The organism is Bombella pollinis (assembly GCF_026385485.1).
Classification (GTDB): Bacteria; Pseudomonadota; Alphaproteobacteria; order Acetobacterales; family Acetobacteraceae; genus Bombella; species Bombella pollinis.
The window spans coordinates 1-20,569 of the sequence record NZ_JANIDX010000006.1 but is presented as its reverse complement, the minus strand read 5'-3'; the positions used below and the strand labels follow the sequence as shown (position 1 = coordinate 20,569).

Below are 20,569 nucleotides of genomic sequence, written 5' to 3'. Positions count from 1 at the left end.
ATTCCCACAATCCTCCTCTGAGCCACGATTTTTAGCTGAGTTTTGGGCTATCATGCAGGCACAAGCGTGTTGCTGCTCTGATGCGCTCATCCAAGATCTCTTTGCGGTGAATATTTGTAATCATGGAGATTTTGCCTCTGCTTTAGCCTCGCTCCTCAGCACAAAGCTGACTGACCGCGCCATGACCGAGCCAACGCTCATGCGCCTCATCACCTCTACATTAGAAGATGACCCCACCATTACCCGTGCCGCTGCTTCGGATATTGTCGCCACATTTCAACGGGACCCGGCATGCCCGGACCTCGTAACGCCTTTTCTCTTTTTTAAAGGCTTTCAAGCTCTGCAAGCTCATCGCATTGCTCATCACCTCTGGCGCGTTGACCGCAAGCCGCTCGCTTATCACTTTCAAAGCCGTGTGAATGAGAAATTCGGCATCGATATCCATCCCGCAGCACAAATTGGCCAACGCATTACCATCGATCACGGCACGGGCATCGTCATAGGCGAGACAACCATCATTGAGGATGACGTCTCCCTTTTTCAGAATGTTACCCTCGGCGGAACAGGGAAAAATAGCGGCCAACGCCACCCTGTCATCCGGCAAGGCTGCATGATTGGGGCAGGGGCAAAAATACTCGGCTATTTAGAGATTGGGGCTCATGCCCGCGTTGGGGCTGCCTCGGTTGTGCTTGGCAATGTCCCACCACGCTCTACCGCTGTAGGCAACCCTGCCCGCATCGTCCGTTTTGGCGATATGGACCAAGACTTCTTAAATTACCAAATCTAAACAACATCCCCCACTTATCCCCAGTTTCGGGGATAGGTTGGGGCATCATCCTGTGTGTTGCAATGGGAGAAATGTGGATAAGATTTCACGACTCCCCAAAAACCGCCCCATGAGGCTGTGCGCTCTTTCCTCCAACAAAAAAGACTGACGTGATGGAGGACACCACGCCAGCCTCTCTTTTAGTCAGTGAGCTGATAAGCCCCCTTCCCTCTTATTGATGAGAGAAACGGAAGCTCATGGAATAATCGTAGGTTTGCCCCGGTTTTAGCTCAATGCTGGGGAAGGACGGCGTATTAGGGCTGTTGGGGAAGAACTCCGGCTCGAAAGCAAGCGCATCACCCTGCCGATATGTCTTACCCGCCAGACCATAATATGTGCCGTAAATATGGTTTGAAGAATAGAACTGCATCCCCGGCATGTTGGTGGAGACTTCCATCACACGGCCAGAATGAGGGTCTGTCACACGGGCCACAACGCGCTCTACATCACCCGCTTTGGACGGCCCATTAAGGACCATGCATTTATCATAACCTGTTTGAGGCAGCATCTGCGGGTGCGGCTGACGTAGGCCATCGCCAACACGGCGCGGCTGACGGAAGTCAAACGGTGTGCCATCAACAGCGGCAAGCTCACCTGTCGGAATGGATTGTGCATCTGTCTTGAGGTAATGGTCCGCATACATCTGCACAATCTCATCATCCACAGCGCCAGATCCCTCACCATTGAGGTTCCAATAATTATGTGTGGAGAGATTCACAACAGTCGGAGCATCCGTTGTCGCTTGGAAGTGCAGGCTCAGCGTATTATCGGAGCGCAGACGATAAATCGCATGTGTTGTCAACGTGCCGGGGAAGCCTTGGTCACCATCAGGGCTAACCACCTTAAACTCCACATAAGCACCGTCAGCATCAACACCTTTGCGCTCGATTGTCCAAAGCTTCTGAGCAAAGCTGTTAGGCCCACCATGAAGGGTATTTGTCCCTTCATTAGTGAGGGTATGATACGTTTTCCCCTCCAGCGTGAAGGAGCCATTAGTAATACGATTCGCCACGCGGCCTAGCACAGCCCCGAAGCGAGGGTCTCCATTATTGCGCTCATATTCCCCAATATTAGGGAAGCCAAGCACAACATTACCAAGATGGCCGTTCTTATCGGGGACATCCATTTTATGAATGGTTGCACCATAGGTCAGCAAAGTAACCGTTACGCCGTTATCATTGCTGAGGGTGACTGCTTTTACTTTCTGCTTGTCGGAAAGATGCCCCCAGTCCTGCACACTAACCTTAGGGTGCGCCACAGCCATACCAGACAGAGCCACACTGGCGGCTAAGGCACTAGCCGATAAAAGCCAACCACGGCTTTTTAGAAAACGGGGCATGTAATTTCTCCCACTCCAGAAAAGATAAACCCACCCTGAGCAGCTCCGCCTATGACAGAGGGATAATCCACACCAAGGTAGGCACTCATCTCAACGCTTAACGATGCAAAAATGCAATACCCTCTTTTCTATTACAATTCTGCTATGCGAAAGGGGTAGGCAAGGCCAAATAAGTAACCTATGTTCACTTGGCGCAGGTTTTATAACCTGCCATAGATAAGAGTCTTAATGCGTTACAGTCCCGGCCCGTTCCCGTTTGGGCATTTCCCCTTTCCACCTATAGGGGAGATACCTCCCATAGCCGGGCCTTAAAAGAAGCAGGAGCGGCAACAACATGGCGTGCAAAGGCAGCACAATGCAGCATCACAAGGGCAAAAAAGCTGCCCTGTTCACACTGGTCGGCTGCCTTACTTTATCGTCTCTTGCAGGATGCACCGCCAAGCCCCCTAAAGACCCTGATGAGTTAGCTGACTATAAAGCTGCAAATGATAAGTTTGAGCCTTTTAACCGCAAGATGTTCAACATCAATATGTGGGTGTATCACAAAGCTCTGCGCCCGGTTGGACGTTTCTGGCAGAAGCATGTTCCCCAGCCCATCCGCACCTCGGTTGCGACATTGAATGAAACATGGCGGGAGCCTGCGGTCTTCTTCTCCGATGTTGGGGCAGGGCGTCCCCGCCGCGCTGGTGATGCGTTTATGCGCTTCCTCCTAAATATGACAACGGCGGGCTTTTATGACGTTGCCAAACATTTGGGCTATAAGCAGCATGAGACAGACCCCGGCATGGTCCTTGCCCTCTGGGGGATCAAGTCCGGTCCGTATCTCTTTCTCCCCGGCTTAGGGCCAAGCAGCTTCCGCGATGCGGCGGGCTATGCGCTGGGTCAGGGGCTAACACCAATTAACTATGTGCCCAGCGGTTATGGGCTTATCAGCTTCAACTGGGGCTATAACATCCTTGGCACATTCAATACCTTCGCCGATAATACAGACCAGCTCGACCAGCTAGAACATCAAAGCCTAGACCCTTACGCCTTCATGCGGAGTGCATGGCAGCAGCAGCGTCAGAGCCAGATTGATGCCCTAAAGGCCGATCACCGCGCTACAACGCCTGACTGGTACTGACAATCCCGTCCTCACTAAGGACAGCCCTTTTTAGAAGGATTCCCCACACATGATGCTCCGTCAGCTTACACGCCGCACCATTTTGGGAGCTGCCAGCCTACTCGCTCTCGCCCCCATGTTGGCATTCGCCGCACCTTCCAGCGAGGAAGCGAGTGCGTTCGTTAATGATTTTGGCGGGAAGTTAGTCGCTGTTATGAATAGTAACACGACATTGGATAAAAAACGCAACGCCCTCCTCCCGCTCCTGCGTCAGAATATAGATGTGCAAGGGATTGGGCGGTACTGCCTAGGACGTTTCTGGCAGCAAGCCACGCCAGAACAGCAAAAGATTTATCTTGAGTTGTTTGAGGATGTGCTGCTCAATGCTGTAACCGCCCGGATGGGAGAATATGAGAATATCTCCTTCCGTTTGGTCGATAATGTCGCTTCCCCCGCAGGGCAGAAAGTGACGCTCCAAATTAGCCGTCCCAATCATCCTTCTGTGATGATGACAGCCGTTATTGATGGCGAACCTCCCAAGGTTGTGGACCTCTACGGCGAGGGCGCAAGCATGCGGATGACCCAGCGCAGCGATTACACCGCTTACCTCACACGCCACGGCTATAAGGTGCAGGCTCTTATTGATGCGCTAAAACATCAGCTTGGCCGCCAATAAAGCGCAGCACATTATGATGTTCCAACATAAGGGGGCGTTCGGCCCCCTTTTCGCTAAGCATCCCTGCTTTCTTCACATCGCATGACAGACGAACTCTCCCTCTACGACTTCACCCTCCCGCGCGACTCTATCGCGATCGAACCCGCCCGCCCGCGTGATACGGCGCGTCTCCTCCACGTCATTCCCCCCGCCCTTACAGGAACAGAGCAGGCCCGCCTCACCCTCCACCACATCCATAACCTCCCAGACCTACTAAAAGAGGGCGACCTCCTCATCGCAAATAATACAGAGGTCATCCCTGCTAAGATGGAAGCCCGCCGGGGCGAGGCTCGCATTGGCATCACGCTCGACCGCATCTTACCAGAGGGGCAATGGCACGCGCTTGCCCGCAATGCGCGTAAATTACGCCCTCATGATACACTCCATTTTGAGAATGACCCCGTCACCGCCACCATCCTCACCAATGAGGGCGATGGAGCGATTACCCTTCGTTTTTCAGTTGAGGGGGATGCGTTCGATAGGTTTTTAGAACGCCGCGCAGCTCTGGCCCTGCCACCTTATATTGCTCGCCCTCATGGCCCCACAGAGGCGGATGCGCATGATTATCGCACCATTTTCTCCCGCTTTCGTGGGGCTGTAGCCGCCCCAACGGCGGGACTACACTTCACCAATGACGTCTTAAAAGCCCTCACTGCCAAAGGAATCGCGCAGGAAACACTCACCCTCCATGTCGGGGCGGGGACATTCCTGCCTGTTCGCAGTAGCATTGCCGAGCATAAAATGCATGCTGAATGGGGGCATATCACCCCAGAAACGGCCCAACGAATCAATGAGACGCGTGCCCGTGGGGGCCGTATTGTCGCCGTGGGAACGACAAGCCTCCGCCTCTTAGAGAGTGCGGCTGATGAGCATGGACTCATTCACCCTTGGCAGGGGGAGACATCCATTTTCATCAAGCCGGGCTACCGCTTCCGCGCCGTTGATGCGCTGCTCACAAACTTCCACCTACCACGCTCAACCCTCTTTATGCTGGTGTGCGCCTTTGCAGGGACGGACACTATGCGCCACGCTTATCATTACGCCATCACCGAGGGATTACGATTTTACTCCTACGGCGATGCTTGCTTATTGGAGCGCACCCCATGACACCCTCCACCCCTCGCCCAACCCTTACCGCCTCCGAGCATATGCATTGGCAAAAGGAGGCCCAATCTGGGCAAGCCAGAGCGGGGTGGCTGCACACACGCCACGGCAGTGTCCCCACCCCAACCTTTATGCCTGTTGGGACGGTCGGGACGGTCAAAGGCATTACGATGGATAATGTGCGGGCTACCGGGGCTGGTATTGTGCTGGGCAATACCTATCACCTCATGCTCCGCCCCACCGCAGAGCGCGTACAACGCCTAGGGGGCTTACACCGCATGATGGATTGGCCAGGGCCTATCCTAACCGATTCTGGTGGCTTCCAAGTCATGTCCTTAGGGCCATTGCGTAAGATGGATGAAGATGGCGTGACCTTCCGCTCCCATATTGATGGCAGTGCCCACCGCCTCACGCCTGAAAGCTCGACAGACATCCAATATAAGCTAGATGCCACCATCACAATGGCCTTTGATGAATGTCCTGCCCTCCCCGCTACTAAAGAGGTACTAGCGGCCTCCATGCAGCGTTCTATGCGATGGGCAGCGCGCTCCCGCGAGGCGTTTATCGCCCGCCCCGGCTATGGGCAATTCGGCATTGTCCAAGGTGGGACAGAGCCCGACTTACGCGCAGAATCCGCCCGCGCCCTGCGTGACATCGGCTTTGAGGGCTATGCGATTGGCGGCCTCGCCGTGGGGGAAGGGCAAGAGCTGATGTTCTCCACGCTGGATTATACAACCCCCCTCCTCCCTGAGGACCAACCACGTTATCTCATGGGTGTTGGCACGCCTGATGACCTCTTAGGGGCTGTTATGCGCGGCTGCGATATGTTCGATTGCGTCATGCCCTCCCGTGCTGGCCGTACTGCCCGCGCTTATACCGAGCGCGGGACATTGAACCTCCGCAATGCTCGCTTTGCTGAAGATACACGGCCTATCTCGCCAGATGATGATAGCCCTATGGCAGGCCGCTATAGCCGCGCTTATCTCCATCATCTTTTCCGCGCGAATGAGATGTTAGGGCCGATGCTCCTCACCCTCCATAATCTTGCTTATTATCAACGGCTCATGCGCCAAATTCGCGCTGCAATTATAGCAGGTACATTAGAGCAAACCGCAGCCGAACTCCGCCAAAACTGGGCCAAAGGCGATTGGAGCGAGGAGGAATACCCCATGCCTCGCTACCATCAAGATTAACTCTCCCCCTCTTTTAAGGTTAGGGGACATGCTCCTTATACCGGGCCCAATCTGTCGCTAAGTGCCGCACAATGGGGCTGGCAACACGATAAGCGGCGTCCGTTGCGGCATGAAGGCCCGGTAGATTTTCCTCATGCGCGGCATTGGCCAACATCGTCGCGGGGGTAACAGCGGTGGGCGGCATATCAAAATTGCTGGCAGTCCGTAGGATAAGGATACGCTGCGCATCCACACGGCCCGCTTTCGCTTGCAAGGCCAAAGCTTGGCAGAGGGCAATATCTTCCTCCGCTGTTGTCACCATCTCCCCTTGATGGTCCGTCCAATAAGACACCCACCGCTCTGCCCAACGATTCATCCGCGCCCCGAGCCAATAAGTCTCGCTAGAGATGGTATCGCCTATCATCACATGAGGGGGCTTTAGAGCCTCGGGGAAGTCTTGATAAGCATGACGATGGGCCTGTAAGGCTGCGTTATCGGGCAAAGTGATGACCTTTGTGCGCTCATACGCCCATTGCACCAGAGAAGGCCGTAACTGATACGCCATATCCCCCGCGATGGAGTGAAGCGGCGGGCGAGGTTGCTCATCAGGTACATGCCCTTGGAGAGGCGTAAAGCCATCCGGCCAATCGGCTGGTATTTCACGTGAATCAATAAGATGTGCAGCCCCACCATTGACCACATAACGCGCCCAAGCGGCCGAGCCGAGGCTTGCTTTATATGGGTTCACCCCCGCAATCCCAGCTAATATGAAATAAGCATGACGGAGGTCAAAACGAGGGTCTAACGCTAAAGCCGTAATGGCGGCGGCCATATGGCTGGGGCCTTCCCCGCTTACAAGCCCCAACACATGGTCCTGCGCGTTATAGCGCAGCACACCATGCTCCGTCCCCGGTGCAGGGAAGCTTTGCTCCAACGGGTAACGCTCCACCCAATGTTGAAACTCCCCCGGCATATCGCCTCTATCCTGCCCAAGCTCAAAGGTCGTCACCACCACAACGCGCACCTCCAGCGGCGCGGCCTGCGCGTGGGCTTTAACCCCTATTCCTACCCCAGCTATGACGCCCGCTAGCATAACGCCGCAAAACCGTCTCATCCTGCTACAACTCATGATCATGCCTTCCCTCTCATCATCACACGGCCCTTATGGTGTAGAAGTCAATAAAGGATTTGCCATTATATCGGCCTCAAAGTGGTGAAAGGCCGCCTCTAACTGCCATTGCAACTTGGCCTTTAAACTCCGCTGTAGAAGGCGGGTGCAATCAGAGGCGATATTATCAGCCCGCCCCCACTCTCCACCCCCTGCACAGGAAGGCACAATCTGCCCCGGTTGCCGCCCTACCCATAAGCTCTCCCCCGGTAGGAACCCATATTCCAAACTCGTACGGGAAAGCTGAATAAGAGTCGGATAATCCAGATGATAAGCCAGCACGGCCCGCATATAATCTTGCGTTAAATCACTACGCGAGACGCCTTCATCATCGGTGGAGAGGGCCACAGGCACACCCGCATAACGGTAAAGCGGGAAAGGATGGCGCGCGCCCTTAACGGACAAAATCTCATCATTACTGGTGAGATTTACCTCCACTAAAATCTTCCGCTTTGCCATCTCATGCAGCAACCCTACCGGGTCGCGCTCCCACAGCACATCCACCCCATGGCCAATACGCTCCGCCCCTGCGACCTCAATCGCCTCACGGATATGATGGTCCAAATCCGCCGCAGGCACGAGAGACGGTGTTACCTCCCCTGCATGAAGGCTCAAATGCGTGCCGGGGTAGCGTTGATTGAGATAATGGAACATCTGCATATGCAGGTCATAATCACGCAGGGCGATGGGGTCATCCTCTGGGGCTACGATATTCACCCCCACAAAACGCGCATCCTGCTTAACGCTCTCATAAGCAGCCACAAGCTGCGTCCATACAAAAGGCGCAGGGAAAATGCGTAAAATGGAATAATGATAACGTATCGTCACGCCACACCCAGCTGCGGCATGGCTGGTGCCACACTGCATCACAGCATGGGCGCGGGCCTCCATCGCATCCACAGCCTGACGCGAGAGCGCGCCCATCTGGCCCAGCGCAGGACGCAGAGCCTCATAAGCGGCTTTTAAATCAGCCGCATTTTTGAGGGGCGGTAAGGAGGCCTGGTGCATCATCTCCCCTAAAAGGGGGAAGGAAAGCGGGGCGATTTGTAGCTCTACATAATGTACATGGTCACGAGCGGCTTGATTGGCTGCCTCGGCCAACATATCGCCTTGATGAGCCTGATCCACCACAGCAAACCGCAAAAAGGTCGCAAAGAAATGGTCATGACCGGAGCGATCCTCCCCCGTTGGCACATAATGCCGCATGGAAAGCGCATTGACCATCTTATCCCACGCTGCGGCATTCTCCGCTAACAAAGCCGCCTGTATCTGCCCCGCTGCCGGATGGGGGCATGGTTTAGATAGAATCGTTTGCTCTGTAAGCGAAACACAAAGCCCATCCTGCGCGGCCCATTTTAAAAAGCTCTCCGCATACACCGCACCAGAGAGATGATTATGCAAATCCGCCCCTTTGGGAAAGGCACGTAAGAAAAGCTCCAACCGCACAGGGTCACTTTTAAGGGACTCAAATAATGCGGGGACCGAGGGCACACCCGCCGCCGCATAAGCTGGGTGAACCATCATAATAATAAAGCAGGATAAAAGTTGTAAGACTCTCATAGCCCTATCATGGCGTCCCTACGCGTAACTGACAAGAAAATCCCCTTCCCCCATACGGCGCGACCTGTCACAATCTCCCCTTATGCAGCACAACCCAACAGCGTATCGCCTCCAAAAACGCAGCCTCAGCCTATATGGGCATAGGACCTCCATCGCTTTAGAAGCAGAATTTTGGCAAGTGCTGGAGAGCATGGCCCGCCACGCCCAGTGCCCCTTGGCTACCTTTATCGCTAAGCTTGATACAGACCGCCCACCAGAACAATCACTGGCCTCGCTCTTGCGCCTTTCCGCCTTACGTTTTGCCCAACACCAGCATCATACACCCCCCTAACGCGCTGCGCTTTCATCACGCCTATTATACGCTCTTACCTATTCCCGCTGCTCTAATCTCCATGATAAGCTGACCATGCTCGAATCACGGAGGCGGCGATGGCTTTCTGGGGAAAGATGTTTGGTGGGGTAGCCGGTTTTGCCGCTGGCGGGCCGGTCGGTGGCCTTCTTGGGATGATTTTAGGGCACCTTACCGATACGGATAAGATTCTCACCCCGCCTTCTGGCACATGGGGGGATCGCTTCCCCACCCAAGGGCGGCCAGACCCCCATAATGCTGCCTTTTTTACAGCGGCAAAACTCGCGGCTCTTTTTGGTAAAACAGACCAGCTTTACGGGCTAGGGGTCGTCACCCTCTCGGCCAAATTGGCCAAAATTGACGGCCCCGTAAATCGGGCAGAAATTAACGCATTTAAAGCGGCATTTCGCTTCCCAGCGGAGAATCAAAAGGAAGTCGGCCTCCTTTTTGACCGCGCCCGCGAACGGACAGATGATTTTGAACTATACGCCCAAGAGCTTGGCCGTGCCTTTGCCGATAAGCCCGAACCGCTAGAAAGCCTGCTGACCGTCCTCTTTCGGATTGCGAAAGCTGACCTCCCCGTTGGGGCGGAACTTCACCCCTTAGAGCAAGACTTTCTCCGCCGGACTCATCGGGCCTTTCGCCTTTCCGCCCGTGTATGGGAACGCGCAGAGACAGGCCAAGCCCGTGCTGCATCGACCTCCTCCGCGGCGGATTGTTACCGCATCCTCGGCATTAGCGCACAAGCCAGTGATAGCGAGGTCCGCACCCGTTGGCGCGTCTTAATCCGTGAATATCACCCTGACCGCCTCGCCCAACAACCCATGACCGACGCTCAGCGCAAAGCCGCGCAAGAGCGCATCGCGCGCATCAATGCCGCATGGGACCAAATTAAACGCGATCGCGGTCTATAACCGCCACGACGTTACGGCGTGACTCCCAGCGGGAGCGGCACCCAGCGCAGGCCCTCTTTATCCTGCACAAGCAGCAGAATATCCGTCCGTTTCAGCTCCCGTGCGCGGTCAAGGGCGTGTTGTAACGCATCTGGCGTATTCACCTCTTGTTCCCCCACTTGGAGAATCACATTCCCCTCCGCCATCATACGGCTCGCGGCGGGGCTGCCATCAAACACACGCAACACCAATACACCACGCTGACTATCACTCAGCTCATATTGTGTGCGGGCTGTCTGGTCGATAACCCCGAGCTTCAAGCCGAGGTCATGCAGTGTTTTTACGGCATGCTCAGGCGGGTGCGTATCGGAGGGGAGCGGGTCTTTCTCCTCCGGGTTTTTCCCTAACGTGAAGTCCACCACCTGATACGCCCCACGCCGCCATAGAGTGAAACGAACATGCTCCTCCGGCTCATGCCCTGCAACAAGGCGTGGCAATGTTTGGCCTGTCACGGGTTGGCCGTTTAGAGCGGTGAGAATATCACCAACCTGTAACCCTGCCTTTTGAGCAGGGCCATCCTTCATAACCTCTGCTACAATGGCCCCTGTTCCCCACATCTTCCCCATTGAATCCCCCTCTTTATGGAAGGAGAGGTCCTCTGCCATCGTCCGCGTAACATCCTGATACCGCACGCCCAACCAGCCCCGGCGTACATAACCCCTCTGCCGTAATTGGGCGATAATCCCACGCGCATCATCAGCGGGGATGGCAAAGCCAATACCAATCGAATCCCCGCCTGAGCCCCCATAAATCAGCGTATTAATGCCAATCACTTCCCCTTTCAGGTTAAAGAGTGGCCCACCAGAATTACCATGGTTAATAGCCGCATCAGTCTGGATGAAATCATCATACAAACCGTGGTCCACATTGCGCTTACGCGAGGAGATAATCCCCGCTGTCACCGTACCGCTCAACCCAAAAGGATTACCAATGGCTAAGACCCAATCACCAATCCGGGCCTCATCACTACGGCCTAACGGGACAGAGGGTAAAGGACGATCCGCCGTGACCTGCAACACCGCGAGGTCCTCTTTACTATCCCGCCCTACAATCCGCGCGGGATATTCCGTCCCATCGGAGAGGGTCACGCTAACTTGCTGTGCATTCTCAATCACATGATTATTCGTCACGACCACACCGGAAGGGTCGATGATAAAGCCTGAGCCTAAAGCCTGCACCTGCCGCTCCGGCTTACCATCCTCATGCCGATGATGGAGATAATCATGAAAAAACTTCTCCAAGGGCGAACCGGGGGGAAAAGGCGAGGATTGCGGCCCGGCGGGGGCACTCCCATCGGGGCCTTCTGGCTGATGCTCATCAGCATGGATAACGCTGGAGACGGAAATATTCACCACCGCAGGCAAAAGCCTATCCGTTAAGGCTGCAAAGCCGGGCATCATCGCCGCCTCATGCGCTGCGCGTGCCGCCCCGGCCTCCTGCGCGGTCGTCATAGGCCCTGTAGCAGCGGGGGCCTCCGTCCCTGCCTCCCCTTGCGCCCATGCCCTATGAGACGGCACCATCACACCAGAGAGGAGCGCACATGACACCATGCAAGACAGCCATGCACGCGAAGATGAAAGAAGAGAAGAATACATGAATCGGCTCATGTGATAGAAACTACCCCACCACGCGCTGGCCGTCATCCTTCCAACGCGTTTGTTTATGTTTTTTTGCCTCATGAGGCAGTTTTATGCACGAGAGACCTTGCCCCATGACTGCTCAAGACGACACAACCACCCTCACGCAGCATATCACAACACTGCTTGAGGCCCATCATTTAGCCCCTCATGCCACAATCGAGGCCCTAACCTTAGAGCATGGCCATGCTCATCTCATTCTACGCATCACCGCAAAAGGCGCGCCTCTTTTGCATAAAAACCGTCAAGCTTTTGAGGACGCTATTACGCATCATCCGGCTATCGAGCGACTCACATTATCTCTGACAGCCCATCGTTCACCGTCCACCAGCCCATCACAAGCGGCCCCTTCTACAGGTGGCCATCGCCCGCTCGCTTTAGGTGAACGCCCTAAACCCGGCTCCACAAATCATGCCGCCCCACCAGAGGCATACTTGCCAGAGGTAAAAGCCGTCATCGCTGTGGCCTCTGGCAAAGGGGGAGTTGGTAAATCCACCACGGCCGTCAATCTCGCTTGCAGCCTTGCGCGGCTGGGCCTGAAAACCGGCTTGCTTGATGCCGATATTTACGGCCCCTCCCTCCCGCATATGTTAGGTGAAACCCAAAAACCCATAGTGGACCATGGCAAGCTCCTCCCGCTTGAGCGTTGGGGGCTTAAGACCATGTCCATCGGCTATCTTGTTGAGAAAGAACAAGCGATGATTTGGCGTGGCCCCATGGTCATGGGAGCCCTCACTCAATTAATGAGCGATGTCTCGTGGGGGGCGTTAGACGTTCTCATTGTGGACCTCCCCCCCGGTACGGGTGATGCGCAACTCACCCTCACACGGAAATTATCTGACAAACTACAAAAGGGCGGGGCTGTGATTGTCTCAACCCCCCAAGATATTGCCCTGCTAGATGCCCGCCGTGGCGTGACATTATTTGAGAAAATAGGCACGCCCCTTTTAGGGTTGATTGAGAATATGTCCTATTTCTGCTGCCCTCATTGCCATGAGCGAACAGACCTCTTTGGCCATGGAGGCGCAAAGGAAGAAGCAAACGCCCTTAACATCCCCTTTTTAGGTGAGATTCCTTTGCTGCGCGACATCCGATGCAGTGCCGATGAAGGCACCCCCCTCGTCCTGCGCGAGCCTGACAACCCCGCCTCGCAGGCTTATACAGCCATCGCCCGCCACCTAAAGGACCAGCTCAGCCACCATGACGCGGCGTGATGTTGTTATCCATTTTTTGGTATAAAACGCCCATCATCTTCTGAAAGCATAGTTTATGGCCTCTCTTTATTCCCCTCATAAATGGCTCCTCGTTATCAGCCTTACTATGATGTGCGTTAGCCTTACGGCCTGCACCACCCATCAAGAGGTCGCTCATCGCGGCCTCTCCTCAGATGGGTACGGCTTTGTCGCCAATGGCCCCGTCCTCGCCCCGCCAGAGCATCTCACCCAGCATCAAGGCCCCGCCGCACATTAAGCTTTGCCTTAAAGCTGCGGCTATTTCTCCGTTTTTGCATTTTCCCTCTTGATTTCACTCTCCAAAAATGAGATGAAGCCTCCGTCGCCGGATTAGCACAGTGGTAGTGCAGCGGTTTTGTAAACCGAAGGCCGGGAGTTCGAATCTCTCATCCGGCACCATGATTCCCCGCCATTCTGCTGGTTTTTCACTGTCCTTACCCGCCGCCAATCACGCCAATAACGACGATTCGGTCAAATATCCCGGCACAAAACCCGGCACCTCTCGAATCGGATTCTACTGGAGTCTCTTGGCCAGCCATCCCGCATACATCTCTGTGGTCTTCACAGAGCTATGGCCTAACTGACGGGCAACATCGTAAATCGGGGTGCCCGCTTGTAAGGCCTTGATCGCATAGGTATGACGAAGATCGTGGCACCTGAAACGACTTCTCTCATCCAGACCTGCCCGCTGCACTGTACGCCTGAACTGTCCTGTGACGTTCTTGTATCGGTCCCCTTCTCTGGAGACGAATACGAACGGTCCCTGCCTCCGTATCCTCCACAGCTCGCTAGCACATCGATGGGTCAACGTGATTACTCTAGGAGATCGGGTTTTTGTCCTGAAAAACGTGCATGTGACTGAAGAACCGGTAAAGTCCAGCTGGTCCCATTCTAGCGAGGCGGCTTCTTCCTGACGGCACCCTGTACGGGCTAGAAACCGAACAAGTTCACGAAAACCAGGAGAACATTTACGAATTACCGCTGCCATGGCCCGCATTGAAACTGGCTTGATCGGCTCCCTTCTTTCCTTGATTTCTTCCATCTCATCCGGGACTGGATTGCTGTCTATCCAGCCCGCCCTTTTTGCCACCCTCATAACCCTTCCTGCGACCATAAGGTCGCGCCTGATAGTGGCCCCGCTGACTCCCTGTCTGCGCCGGGCAACGGTATAATCATTTACGGTAGCAGATGTAATCATCCTTACGTCACGGCCTGAAAAATGGTCATGGAGCTGCCGGAGGCTCGTTCTATACCTTTTCTGTGTTCCCGGCCTGAGATCACCAAACTGTAGGTCTGCCCAACGGGCGACTGCGTCTTCCCACTGATGGACTGTATCTGGAACCTCTCCAGCCCTTATCCCCTGCGCTTCTTCGACAATCGTCCTAAGACGCTGGAGGGCGACTCTCCTATCAGTTGTGTGTAGCGATCTGCGCACGTCCTGCCCGTTGATCTGGATGCGAGCGTAATAGTTGCCGCCCGCTTTCTTCTGGTAGAGATTCTTGGACACGTTCCCTTGCCTGTCTGTTTGCGCAAATAATTGTCGATTTCTGTCTGGCTTATTGTCCAAACCCCGCCAATTCTGACGGCTGCTAGTTCCCCGTTCCCGCACATCCTCTGAATGGTGCGGCCTGATACCCCTAGCTGTTTTGCTGCCTCCCCTGTCTGTATTCGCTTCATGCAACGCTACCTCTGATAGCCAGTTTTTGGCGCAAGAATTTCTGCCCCCCGCTTCTTCAAGAACCTTTTAAAGGGACGATGATAACAGCCATATTCGCCGGGCTCTGTCGGCGGAATAATAATGGTCATGATAGACGCTCCTCCTGCGTCTTTTTGTTCCACATACGCCGAGCTTTTTCTTCCGTATCTGCATCCGGGCCGTGGTAGCCACATTCATGACATTCCACATAGTACACGTCCCCCTCTACTGAGTTATTAGGAAGCAGTGGCAGCTGGTGCACAGATGAGGTAGCACTTTGACACGCTGGACAGCGATTGAGACGTGTTGTCATGGCTGGGCATCCCCATTCCTCAATGCACTTATTCTCTCCGCCAAAATATCTGATAAGGCTTCCGCTTTTTGTTGGCAGGCAGCCATCAACCCCGAGGCCTTTTGAGCGCATAAATCGCCCTTCTCCACCATAATGGTTACATCGCTCATCATCTCTGAATACGCATTGCTATCGCCTACTGGCCTCTGTTGCTTAAAATGAATCTCCGCGCAGGAGAAAGCCTTCTCCATGTCCTCTAAATAGTTCCATCCTCGCCAGATGTACTTTACGCACGACCCTAGAAAGAAAGGCATGCCTATTACCCATGACCGTGTGTCCCCTTTATTGAGGTACCTTGGCAGGCTATATCGGTCTGCTCTGCGATTACCGCCACTCATTACTCACCTCCCCGCGCTCTGTCTTGTTCTAACATTCCATTTCACCCGCGCTTCGATAGAGCTGGGGGCGTAAGGGCCAGTTGCACCACACTCCATACAATTAACGTAGTATCCATCCACGCTATTGCGGATGGCGATATTCAGCCGCTCCTGGCAAAATGGACATGGCTCGGCCTGACGGCTGCTACTCTTATTGGGAAAAGGCACAGCTCTCCTGTGCGCGCCTATAGGGCGCGATGATCGGTACGTCATTTATTAACCTCTATCTTTGGTGGTCGCTTTCTGGCTTCTCGAAAAGATCGTATTGTCCCGGTAGAGGGCGTCCTTTAGGGATAATGATGTCTGGTGCAGGAGGTAGCTGAAGCTCTTTCACTATTCCCTTCTCCCCCTTTTTTTAAAGTCTCAACCATCAACAGCCCCCAACAACATTTCCACCTTGCGAATTAGATAATAAAACTCATGAGGGTTTTTCGTCTCAAAGGCCCGCTGTATATCGGAAATTATGTGAGACGGAGGCTCGGTTAACAGACCATCAGCCACTATAGACATTATACTTCTCCGAGCCAGCTAATCTTTTAGCTCCCTAACGCTTGCTTCAGAGAGAATTTCGGCAACATCCACTTCTACCTCAATGTAGGCCATCTTCACCCTCCTCACAGGTTGGCGCAGTCGGCAACTCTGCAACACGAAAAATGTTCTCTCTTCGCGCTAAAAGATTAGCTCCGCTTAAAATGTATGGGAGGGAGCTTTCCCCATCAGCAACGAGGTAAAAACGATTTAATGTGGGCACAATCTCTAGTGGCGACCGCCAGTTGATTAAGACATCTGCCATCATGACGCGCTCCCTAAACCAATCTCTTGGCGCGCCTTGGCGTAGCGGACGGCACGCCAGAAATTAACCTCCTTCCACATCTTCCCCCAGTCAGAAACCGGGATACTCTGCTTCATCAGATTGTCGATAATCTGATCACACGCTGCAACGGTGACTTTATCGAACGTAATGTCTGTTTCCATGATTCTCTCCATGAAGTGCCGAGATAGTGCGGCGGTTGCGACATGAGAGAATATGTCTCTTTAAGAGACGCTATGCAAGCTAAAAAATGTCTCGATTAGAGACATATTCCTAAAAATCAATTCATCCTTGCTGATATTCCGCAAAGAATTCAGAAAAACTAGCCGTTATCTGATGACGCTTTAGGAAGCTTATCATGGCTGATAATTACCGCACTCTGACCAAAAGAAGCGAGTCGCAAAGCCAAATCGGACATTATGGAAAGTCGTTCCGCCTCATCCAATTTACGCCAAATAGCCAACAATCTGACCTCGTCAGGTTGATGGATAGAATCTTGTTGTCCCTGACGTTTAGGGAGAGAAGAAAGACCACAAAGAAAATCAAGGGAAACGTCATACAGCTTGGCCAAAGCCGCAACAGTAGACAGTGAGCCGGTTTTCTTTCCTTGTTCAATATCTGACAAGAAAGAACGACTAGCCCCTATAGCAGCACCGGCTTCATCCTGGGTGAGGCCAGCTGCTTTACGAGCCTCCTTCAAACGCTGACGATCTAATTCACTCATATGTTGCTCCTAACAAAAAACACAAAAAAAATGGTCTCTTTAGGAGACTTGTATTGTCAAAATGAGAAATGTCTCTTATGGTGACTTTATGGAGATCAAGAACATCATCGCATCAGCAGGAGGTGCAGTCGCGCTTTCGAAGGCACTCGGACACCGCACACACTCGTCCGTGTTGAAATGGAAGCGCGTGCCAGCGAACCACATTCTACGAATTGAAGAAGTAACTGGCATTCCACGTGAACAATTGCGTCCTGATCTTTATATCCCTCGGACCATCATCGCCGGTCCCGACCAGAAAGGGGCAGCATGATGATGCGTTGCACCACATCATCCTTTCCCGGTTTTCATCCGAAAGCTGCGCAGATGGGACGCAAGGTCTTCAATGATTTCTCCGGTATCAGGATCGCAAGCAGACACGATACGAGCGTAGCTGACCGTACGGGTCTGATTGGCCTCTGTATCCCATCCCGTGATGGTGCGGATGGTTGTCGTTTCAACAATTTCCCCATCCTTCTCCTCGCTAACTGTGGCCTCCTTCATGGAGGACAGACGCAGCGTATAGGGAGTTGGGTTTCTATCGGGGTTTTTATAGCCGCAAAACACCATGATGCGGGGATCATCCAACAGCACCTTCTTCAGCTTGGCTCTGGTCCTGCTGGAAGCAGTGCTTCCTGCCTCACCTCTGGGGATACGAGCATGCTGGATAAGGAAGGAATGCAGGCTTTTGATCTCATTCCAACCGTCAAAGGCCTCATCAATACTCCTCACGAAGAAGGTACGGCGGTCCTGTCGCAAGGAGCAGTATGCCTCAATATGAGTGGGTATGACGGAACAGCCGTACTGATCATACCGCAACCGATTCAGGGTGATGGTCCGCTTGGTTCTCGTGCCCATCCTGTCCGTGTAGGTGATTCTGATGCTCGTACCATCCATTTGGCTACTGAATCCTTCACCTGTACGAGGCTTGATGGGCTTGTCCCAGTCGCTACCAAGTTCCCCGACAGAAAACGAGGCATCAGGAAAGATTTCCTTTTTTCGCTCTACTCTTGCCTGAATGCGCCTAACGACAATCCCTACCAGAGCAAGAGAAATAACCAAGACTGGTGCAGCAATCAGCGTGGCACCGTCATTGGAAAGACCAGTCATCGTCATCAGAAGTTTCGTCATCCCACACCACAGGAGAATGAAAATCACGATGGCTATGACACAACCCATCATAACAACTCAGATTTCATGAATGGTCTAAGCATCGCTTGCTCCTCCTGTCCTTCTGATCATGCGGAGCTCAGCCCCGCTTTAGGCATCAACGATAACAACGCATTTACCCAGAAAATGAAAGGAGCAGCATGATGGCTTTAATATCGCCAACAGCCTGGGCGTGGAGCCGCCCTGTCGATCCTCTTTCGCGCCTTGTTCTACTCGCACTGGCCGATGAAGCCGATGAGCTAGGATTGATCTGGGATTCTCCATACCGGGTTCTAGCGAAGAAGACTGGCCTGTGCCGAGACACAATTAGCAAGCGCATACGCCTGTTAGGCGATGATGGATATCTAATGCACGCGCCGGGCGGAACATATCGTCTGATGATTCCAGGAGAGCCTCAATGAACGCTACAACCATACTACGCTTGGTAAGCAATGCCCTAAAAGGGATTGGCTTTGTCTGCTCGGTTTATCTCATCGCCTTTCTACTATGGGAAGGGTTAGTCTGATGGGAGATAACGCATTTATAGACCGTATCTCTGCCTATGGGCGTATCCGCCGGATGATTAAGGATAAATACGGCAATCAACGTAACTGTGCTTGCGCGCTCGGTATCTCTGAAAGTCATCTCTCCGATATGCTTAACGCTCGCTGCGAGTTATCCGCGGCGTTGCTATCTGCCGCTGGGCTGGTTCGCCGGACTGTCTATCAGGTCCTGATTCAAGAATCCCACAACGACCCTGCTATCGACGTACCCACTCTGAAGCGGAGTTCACAGTGAAGCGCAATCACACGGAAGACCGTATCCATAGATACATCGCCAATTATCTGAAACTAGCTGCGCCGGAGGGATTCTTCTGGACCAGTATTGAGAACAGAAATGAAGGTGCTGTGGAAGGAAAACGTCGCAGCAAACGGGGATGTAAAGCGGGCGTACCGGACATCCTGACAATCTATCGGGGTAATGTTCTTTTCCTTGAGGTGAAGGCACCTAAAGGAAGGCTGCATGACAGCCAGAAAGAGCGCATCCCAGAGATTAATGAGGCAGGGGCTGGTGTCGAGATCGTGAGGTCGGTTGACGATGCGTTCCGTGCGCTAATCAAAGCGGGCGTGCCCGTAAGAGCAACGCCCGCCTGATCTCTCAACAATAAAGAGACGTTTCCTGACGCTACAACCCGCAGAAAACAGGAGTTTTATACCATGAAAAATACTGTTGACGCAACCCCCGAAACCCTCCCGGACCCGCTGGTGCCTGTGGACTGTGATTTACGTGGATTGCCGTATATGCCACTCGACACTGTGGCGTTATTAGAAAGCGACCTTTTTGCTCTGGCAAATGGCGATGAGTTGAAGGCGGCCCTGACATTATGGTGTCGTTCCTGGAACCAGGTCCCTGCCGGTTCCCTGCCTGATAATGAACGCGTACTCGCCCATTTGAGTATGATGGGTCCGGGTTGGAAAGACGTGCGAGAAATAGCACTGCACGGATGGGTGAAGTGTTCAGATGGGCGGCTTTATCACCCCATTCTGGCTCCAAAAGCCATCAAGGCGTGGCAAGGCCGATGTGCCCAGCGCAAGCGCGCCGAAGCCCGATGGGCAAAAGAGCGAGGCGAAAATGTGAAGAAGCCGCCGTCATGCCGTGGCATATCCCGCGGCAATGCAAGTACAAGTATAAGTTCAAGTATAAATAACCAATCTAAAGATTGGCCGCCGGCTACGCCGCCAGCGGAGGGCTTCGCATTTGCTGTTGAAGATGACCGCCGGGTAGCGGGAGCCTCCTGCCCTGAGGCAGAATCAGTGCCAGCACGCACACCACCCGCCACCCCTCCTCACAGAGCCTTCGCTCATCTTTCTCGTGTGATGGCCCTGACAGGACGCCCAGAGCGCGCCTGCCGTGGCCTACTAGGGTCGTGGCGCAAGAAGCTGGGGGATGATGTCGATGAACTCTCCACTCTATTGACGGAATGTGAGCGACAAGACATGGCCGATCCCGTAGCATGGATGGAAAGAGCCATCAGCCGCACTACGGGGCGTCCTATCGCGGAGAAGCATAAGACAGGGGTGGAGCGTGTAGTAGATGAAACGTTAGTACGCGCCCAGCGTGCCTGGTCTGAACTATTCGATGAGAAAAGGGATTTTGGGTGGGTCAATCGTGTCTGGCCAGAACGGGCCGCTGCGCTGGGCCTCCCGACATGCCCTCTAACCCGCAAGGACTATGAAAGCCACTTCGCGAGGGCACAAGCATAATGG

General features: G+C 53.8%; 25 protein-coding genes, 1 tRNA gene and 1 pseudogene. 15 read left to right on the top strand and 12 right to left on the bottom strand.

Features of this window, described 5'->3' with window-relative positions; all coding sequences use genetic code 11:
- Nucleotides 1–52: 52 nt before the first annotated feature.
- A complete protein-coding gene (gene cysE / locus NQF89_RS06800) occupies nt 53–787 on the top strand; it encodes a serine O-acetyltransferase (protein ID WP_155573748.1) in 735 nt (244 codons plus the stop codon).
- Between the two features lie 211 nt (nt 788–998).
- Here cysE and NQF89_RS06795 read toward each other — a convergent pair whose 3' ends face one another.
- Nucleotides 999–2,165 (bottom strand): aldose epimerase family protein, encoded by a 1,167-nt coding sequence (locus NQF89_RS06795; RefSeq protein WP_266137837.1) that lies wholly within the window; start codon nt 2,163–2,165, stop codon nt 999–1,001.
- Nucleotides 2,166–2,520: 355 nt separating this feature from the next.
- Between NQF89_RS06795 and NQF89_RS06790 the strand changes: the two genes are divergently transcribed.
- From NQF89_RS06790 to tgt, 4 genes are all read left to right on the top strand, one after another.
- Complete coding sequence (locus NQF89_RS06790; RefSeq protein WP_407652360.1) at nt 2,521–3,288, top strand: MlaA family lipoprotein; 768 nt, start codon at nt 2,521–2,523, stop codon at nt 3,286–3,288.
- Nucleotides 3,289–3,337: 49 nt separating this feature from the next.
- Nucleotides 3,338–3,943 (top strand): MlaC/ttg2D family ABC transporter substrate-binding protein, encoded by a 606-nt coding sequence (locus NQF89_RS06785; protein WP_230873309.1) that lies wholly within the window; start codon nt 3,338–3,340, stop codon nt 3,941–3,943.
- 81 nt (nt 3,944–4,024) lie between these two features.
- Nucleotides 4,025–5,089 carry a tRNA preQ1(34) S-adenosylmethionine ribosyltransferase-isomerase QueA gene (gene queA, locus NQF89_RS06780; RefSeq protein ID WP_155579572.1) on the top strand — a complete coding sequence of 355 codons (1,065 nt, stop codon included), beginning with the start codon at nt 4,025–4,027 and terminating at the stop codon, nt 5,087–5,089.
- A gap of 41 nt (nt 5,090–5,130) precedes the next feature.
- Nucleotides 5,131–6,279 carry a tRNA guanosine(34) transglycosylase Tgt gene (tgt, locus tag NQF89_RS06775; RefSeq protein ID WP_155573751.1) on the top strand — a complete coding sequence of 383 codons (1,149 nt, stop codon included), beginning with the start codon at nt 5,131–5,133 and terminating at the stop codon, nt 6,277–6,279.
- Between the two features lie 19 nt (nt 6,280–6,298).
- On the opposite strand, the gene NQF89_RS06770 is transcribed toward tgt, so the two are convergent.
- Complete coding sequence (locus NQF89_RS06770) at nt 6,299–7,372, bottom strand: purine nucleoside permease (RefSeq protein ID WP_407652357.1); 1,074 nt, start codon at nt 7,370–7,372, stop codon at nt 6,299–6,301.
- 48 nt (nt 7,373–7,420) lie between these two features.
- Nucleotides 7,421–8,986, bottom strand: a complete 1,566-nt coding sequence (locus NQF89_RS06765; protein WP_266137835.1) for an adenosine deaminase family protein — start codon at nt 8,984–8,986, stop codon at nt 7,421–7,423.
- An 82-nt stretch (nt 8,987–9,068) separates the two neighbouring features.
- Between NQF89_RS06765 and NQF89_RS06760 the strand changes: the two genes are divergently transcribed.
- Nucleotides 9,069–9,317 carry a ribbon-helix-helix domain-containing protein gene (locus NQF89_RS06760; RefSeq protein ID WP_099026877.1) on the top strand — a complete coding sequence of 83 codons (249 nt, stop codon included), beginning with the start codon at nt 9,069–9,071 and terminating at the stop codon, nt 9,315–9,317.
- Nucleotides 9,318–9,415: 98 nt separating this feature from the next.
- Entirely contained in the window at nt 9,416–10,249 is an 834-nt protein-coding gene (locus NQF89_RS06755) for a TerB family tellurite resistance protein (RefSeq protein ID WP_266137834.1), read from the top strand.
- 11 nt (nt 10,250–10,260) lie between these two features.
- Here the strand turns inward: NQF89_RS06755 and NQF89_RS06750 are convergent, their stop codons facing one another.
- Nucleotides 10,261–11,838 carry a Do family serine endopeptidase gene (locus NQF89_RS06750; protein ID WP_266106916.1) on the bottom strand — a complete coding sequence of 526 codons (1,578 nt, stop codon included), beginning with the start codon at nt 11,836–11,838 and terminating at the stop codon, nt 10,261–10,263.
- Nucleotides 11,839–11,999: 161 nt separating this feature from the next.
- On the opposite strand from NQF89_RS06750, the gene NQF89_RS06745 reads away from it, so the two are divergent.
- From NQF89_RS06745 to NQF89_RS06735, 3 genes are all read left to right on the top strand, one after another.
- Nucleotides 12,000–13,139 carry an Mrp/NBP35 family ATP-binding protein gene (locus tag NQF89_RS06745; RefSeq protein WP_266137833.1) on the top strand — a complete coding sequence of 380 codons (1,140 nt, stop codon included), beginning with the start codon at nt 12,000–12,002 and terminating at the stop codon, nt 13,137–13,139.
- A gap of 55 nt (nt 13,140–13,194) precedes the next feature.
- Complete coding sequence (locus tag NQF89_RS06740; protein WP_155573675.1) at nt 13,195–13,395, top strand: hypothetical protein; 201 nt, start codon at nt 13,195–13,197, stop codon at nt 13,393–13,395.
- A gap of 86 nt (nt 13,396–13,481) precedes the next feature.
- Nucleotides 13,482–13,556: transfer RNA gene (locus tag NQF89_RS06735), tRNA-Thr, on the top strand.
- Nucleotides 13,557–13,671: 115 nt separating this feature from the next.
- On the opposite strand, the gene NQF89_RS06730 is transcribed toward NQF89_RS06735, so the two are convergent.
- The 7 genes and pseudogenes from NQF89_RS06730 to NQF89_RS06710 form a co-directional block, all read right to left on the bottom strand.
- Entirely contained in the window at nt 13,672–14,664 is a 993-nt protein-coding gene (locus NQF89_RS06730) for a tyrosine-type recombinase/integrase (protein ID WP_266137832.1), read from the bottom strand.
- A 26-nt stretch (nt 14,665–14,690) separates the two neighbouring features.
- Nucleotides 14,691–14,834: pseudogene (locus NQF89_RS08900) on the bottom strand (helix-turn-helix domain-containing protein); the annotation flags it as partial.
- A gap of 328 nt (nt 14,835–15,162) precedes the next feature.
- Nucleotides 15,163–15,396 carry a hypothetical protein gene (locus tag NQF89_RS06725; protein ID WP_266137831.1) on the bottom strand — a complete coding sequence of 78 codons (234 nt, stop codon included), beginning with the start codon at nt 15,394–15,396 and terminating at the stop codon, nt 15,163–15,165.
- A 150-nt stretch (nt 15,397–15,546) separates the two neighbouring features.
- The gene (locus tag NQF89_RS08895) at nt 15,547–15,795 is read right to left on the bottom strand and encodes a Lar family restriction alleviation protein (protein ID WP_407652356.1); all 249 of its coding nucleotides are present in this window, start codon (nt 15,793–15,795) and stop codon (nt 15,547–15,549) included.
- Between the two features lie 376 nt (nt 15,796–16,171).
- Complete coding sequence (locus tag NQF89_RS06720; RefSeq protein ID WP_266137830.1) at nt 16,172–16,378, bottom strand: hypothetical protein; 207 nt, start codon at nt 16,376–16,378, stop codon at nt 16,172–16,174.
- Entirely contained in the window at nt 16,375–16,557 is a 183-nt protein-coding gene (locus NQF89_RS06715) for a hypothetical protein (RefSeq protein ID WP_266137829.1), read from the bottom strand. The genes NQF89_RS06720 and NQF89_RS06715 overlap by 4 nt, the downstream gene beginning before the upstream one ends.
- Nucleotides 16,558–16,715: 158 nt before the next feature.
- Nucleotides 16,716–17,117, bottom strand: coding sequence for a helix-turn-helix transcriptional regulator (locus NQF89_RS06710; protein ID WP_266137828.1), 402 nt, complete (start codon nt 17,115–17,117; stop codon nt 16,716–16,718).
- Between the two features lie 61 nt (nt 17,118–17,178).
- Here NQF89_RS06710 and NQF89_RS08890 point away from each other — a divergent pair, with 61 nt between their 5' ends.
- On the top strand, nt 17,179–17,427 hold the full coding sequence (locus NQF89_RS08890; RefSeq protein ID WP_407652355.1) for a transcriptional regulator: 249 nt from the start codon (nt 17,179–17,181) through the stop codon (nt 17,425–17,427).
- Between the two features lie 17 nt (nt 17,428–17,444).
- Here the strand turns inward: NQF89_RS08890 and NQF89_RS06705 are convergent, their stop codons facing one another.
- Entirely contained in the window at nt 17,445–18,269 is an 825-nt protein-coding gene (locus NQF89_RS06705) for a hypothetical protein (protein WP_266137827.1), read from the bottom strand.
- A gap of 194 nt (nt 18,270–18,463) precedes the next feature.
- Here NQF89_RS06705 and NQF89_RS06700 point away from each other — a divergent pair, with 194 nt between their 5' ends.
- The 4 genes from NQF89_RS06700 (at nt 18,464) to NQF89_RS06685 (ending at nt 20,566) form a co-directional block, all read left to right on the top strand.
- Nucleotides 18,464–18,724 carry a hypothetical protein gene (locus NQF89_RS06700; protein ID WP_266137826.1) on the top strand — a complete coding sequence of 87 codons (261 nt, stop codon included), beginning with the start codon at nt 18,464–18,466 and terminating at the stop codon, nt 18,722–18,724.
- Nucleotides 18,725–18,827: 103 nt separating this feature from the next.
- Entirely contained in the window at nt 18,828–19,100 is a 273-nt protein-coding gene (locus tag NQF89_RS06695) for a helix-turn-helix domain-containing protein (RefSeq protein ID WP_266137825.1), read from the top strand.
- Nucleotides 19,097–19,456: a VRR-NUC domain-containing protein gene (locus NQF89_RS06690; protein WP_266137824.1), complete on the top strand. Its 360-nt coding sequence runs from the start codon at nt 19,097–19,099 to the stop codon at nt 19,454–19,456. The genes NQF89_RS06695 and NQF89_RS06690 overlap by 4 nt, the downstream gene beginning before the upstream one ends.
- Nucleotides 19,457–19,519: 63 nt before the next feature.
- On the top strand, nt 19,520–20,566 hold the full coding sequence (locus NQF89_RS06685; RefSeq protein ID WP_266137823.1) for a DUF1376 domain-containing protein: 1,047 nt from the start codon (nt 19,520–19,522) through the stop codon (nt 20,564–20,566).
- Nucleotides 20,567–20,569: the final 3 nt, after the last annotated feature.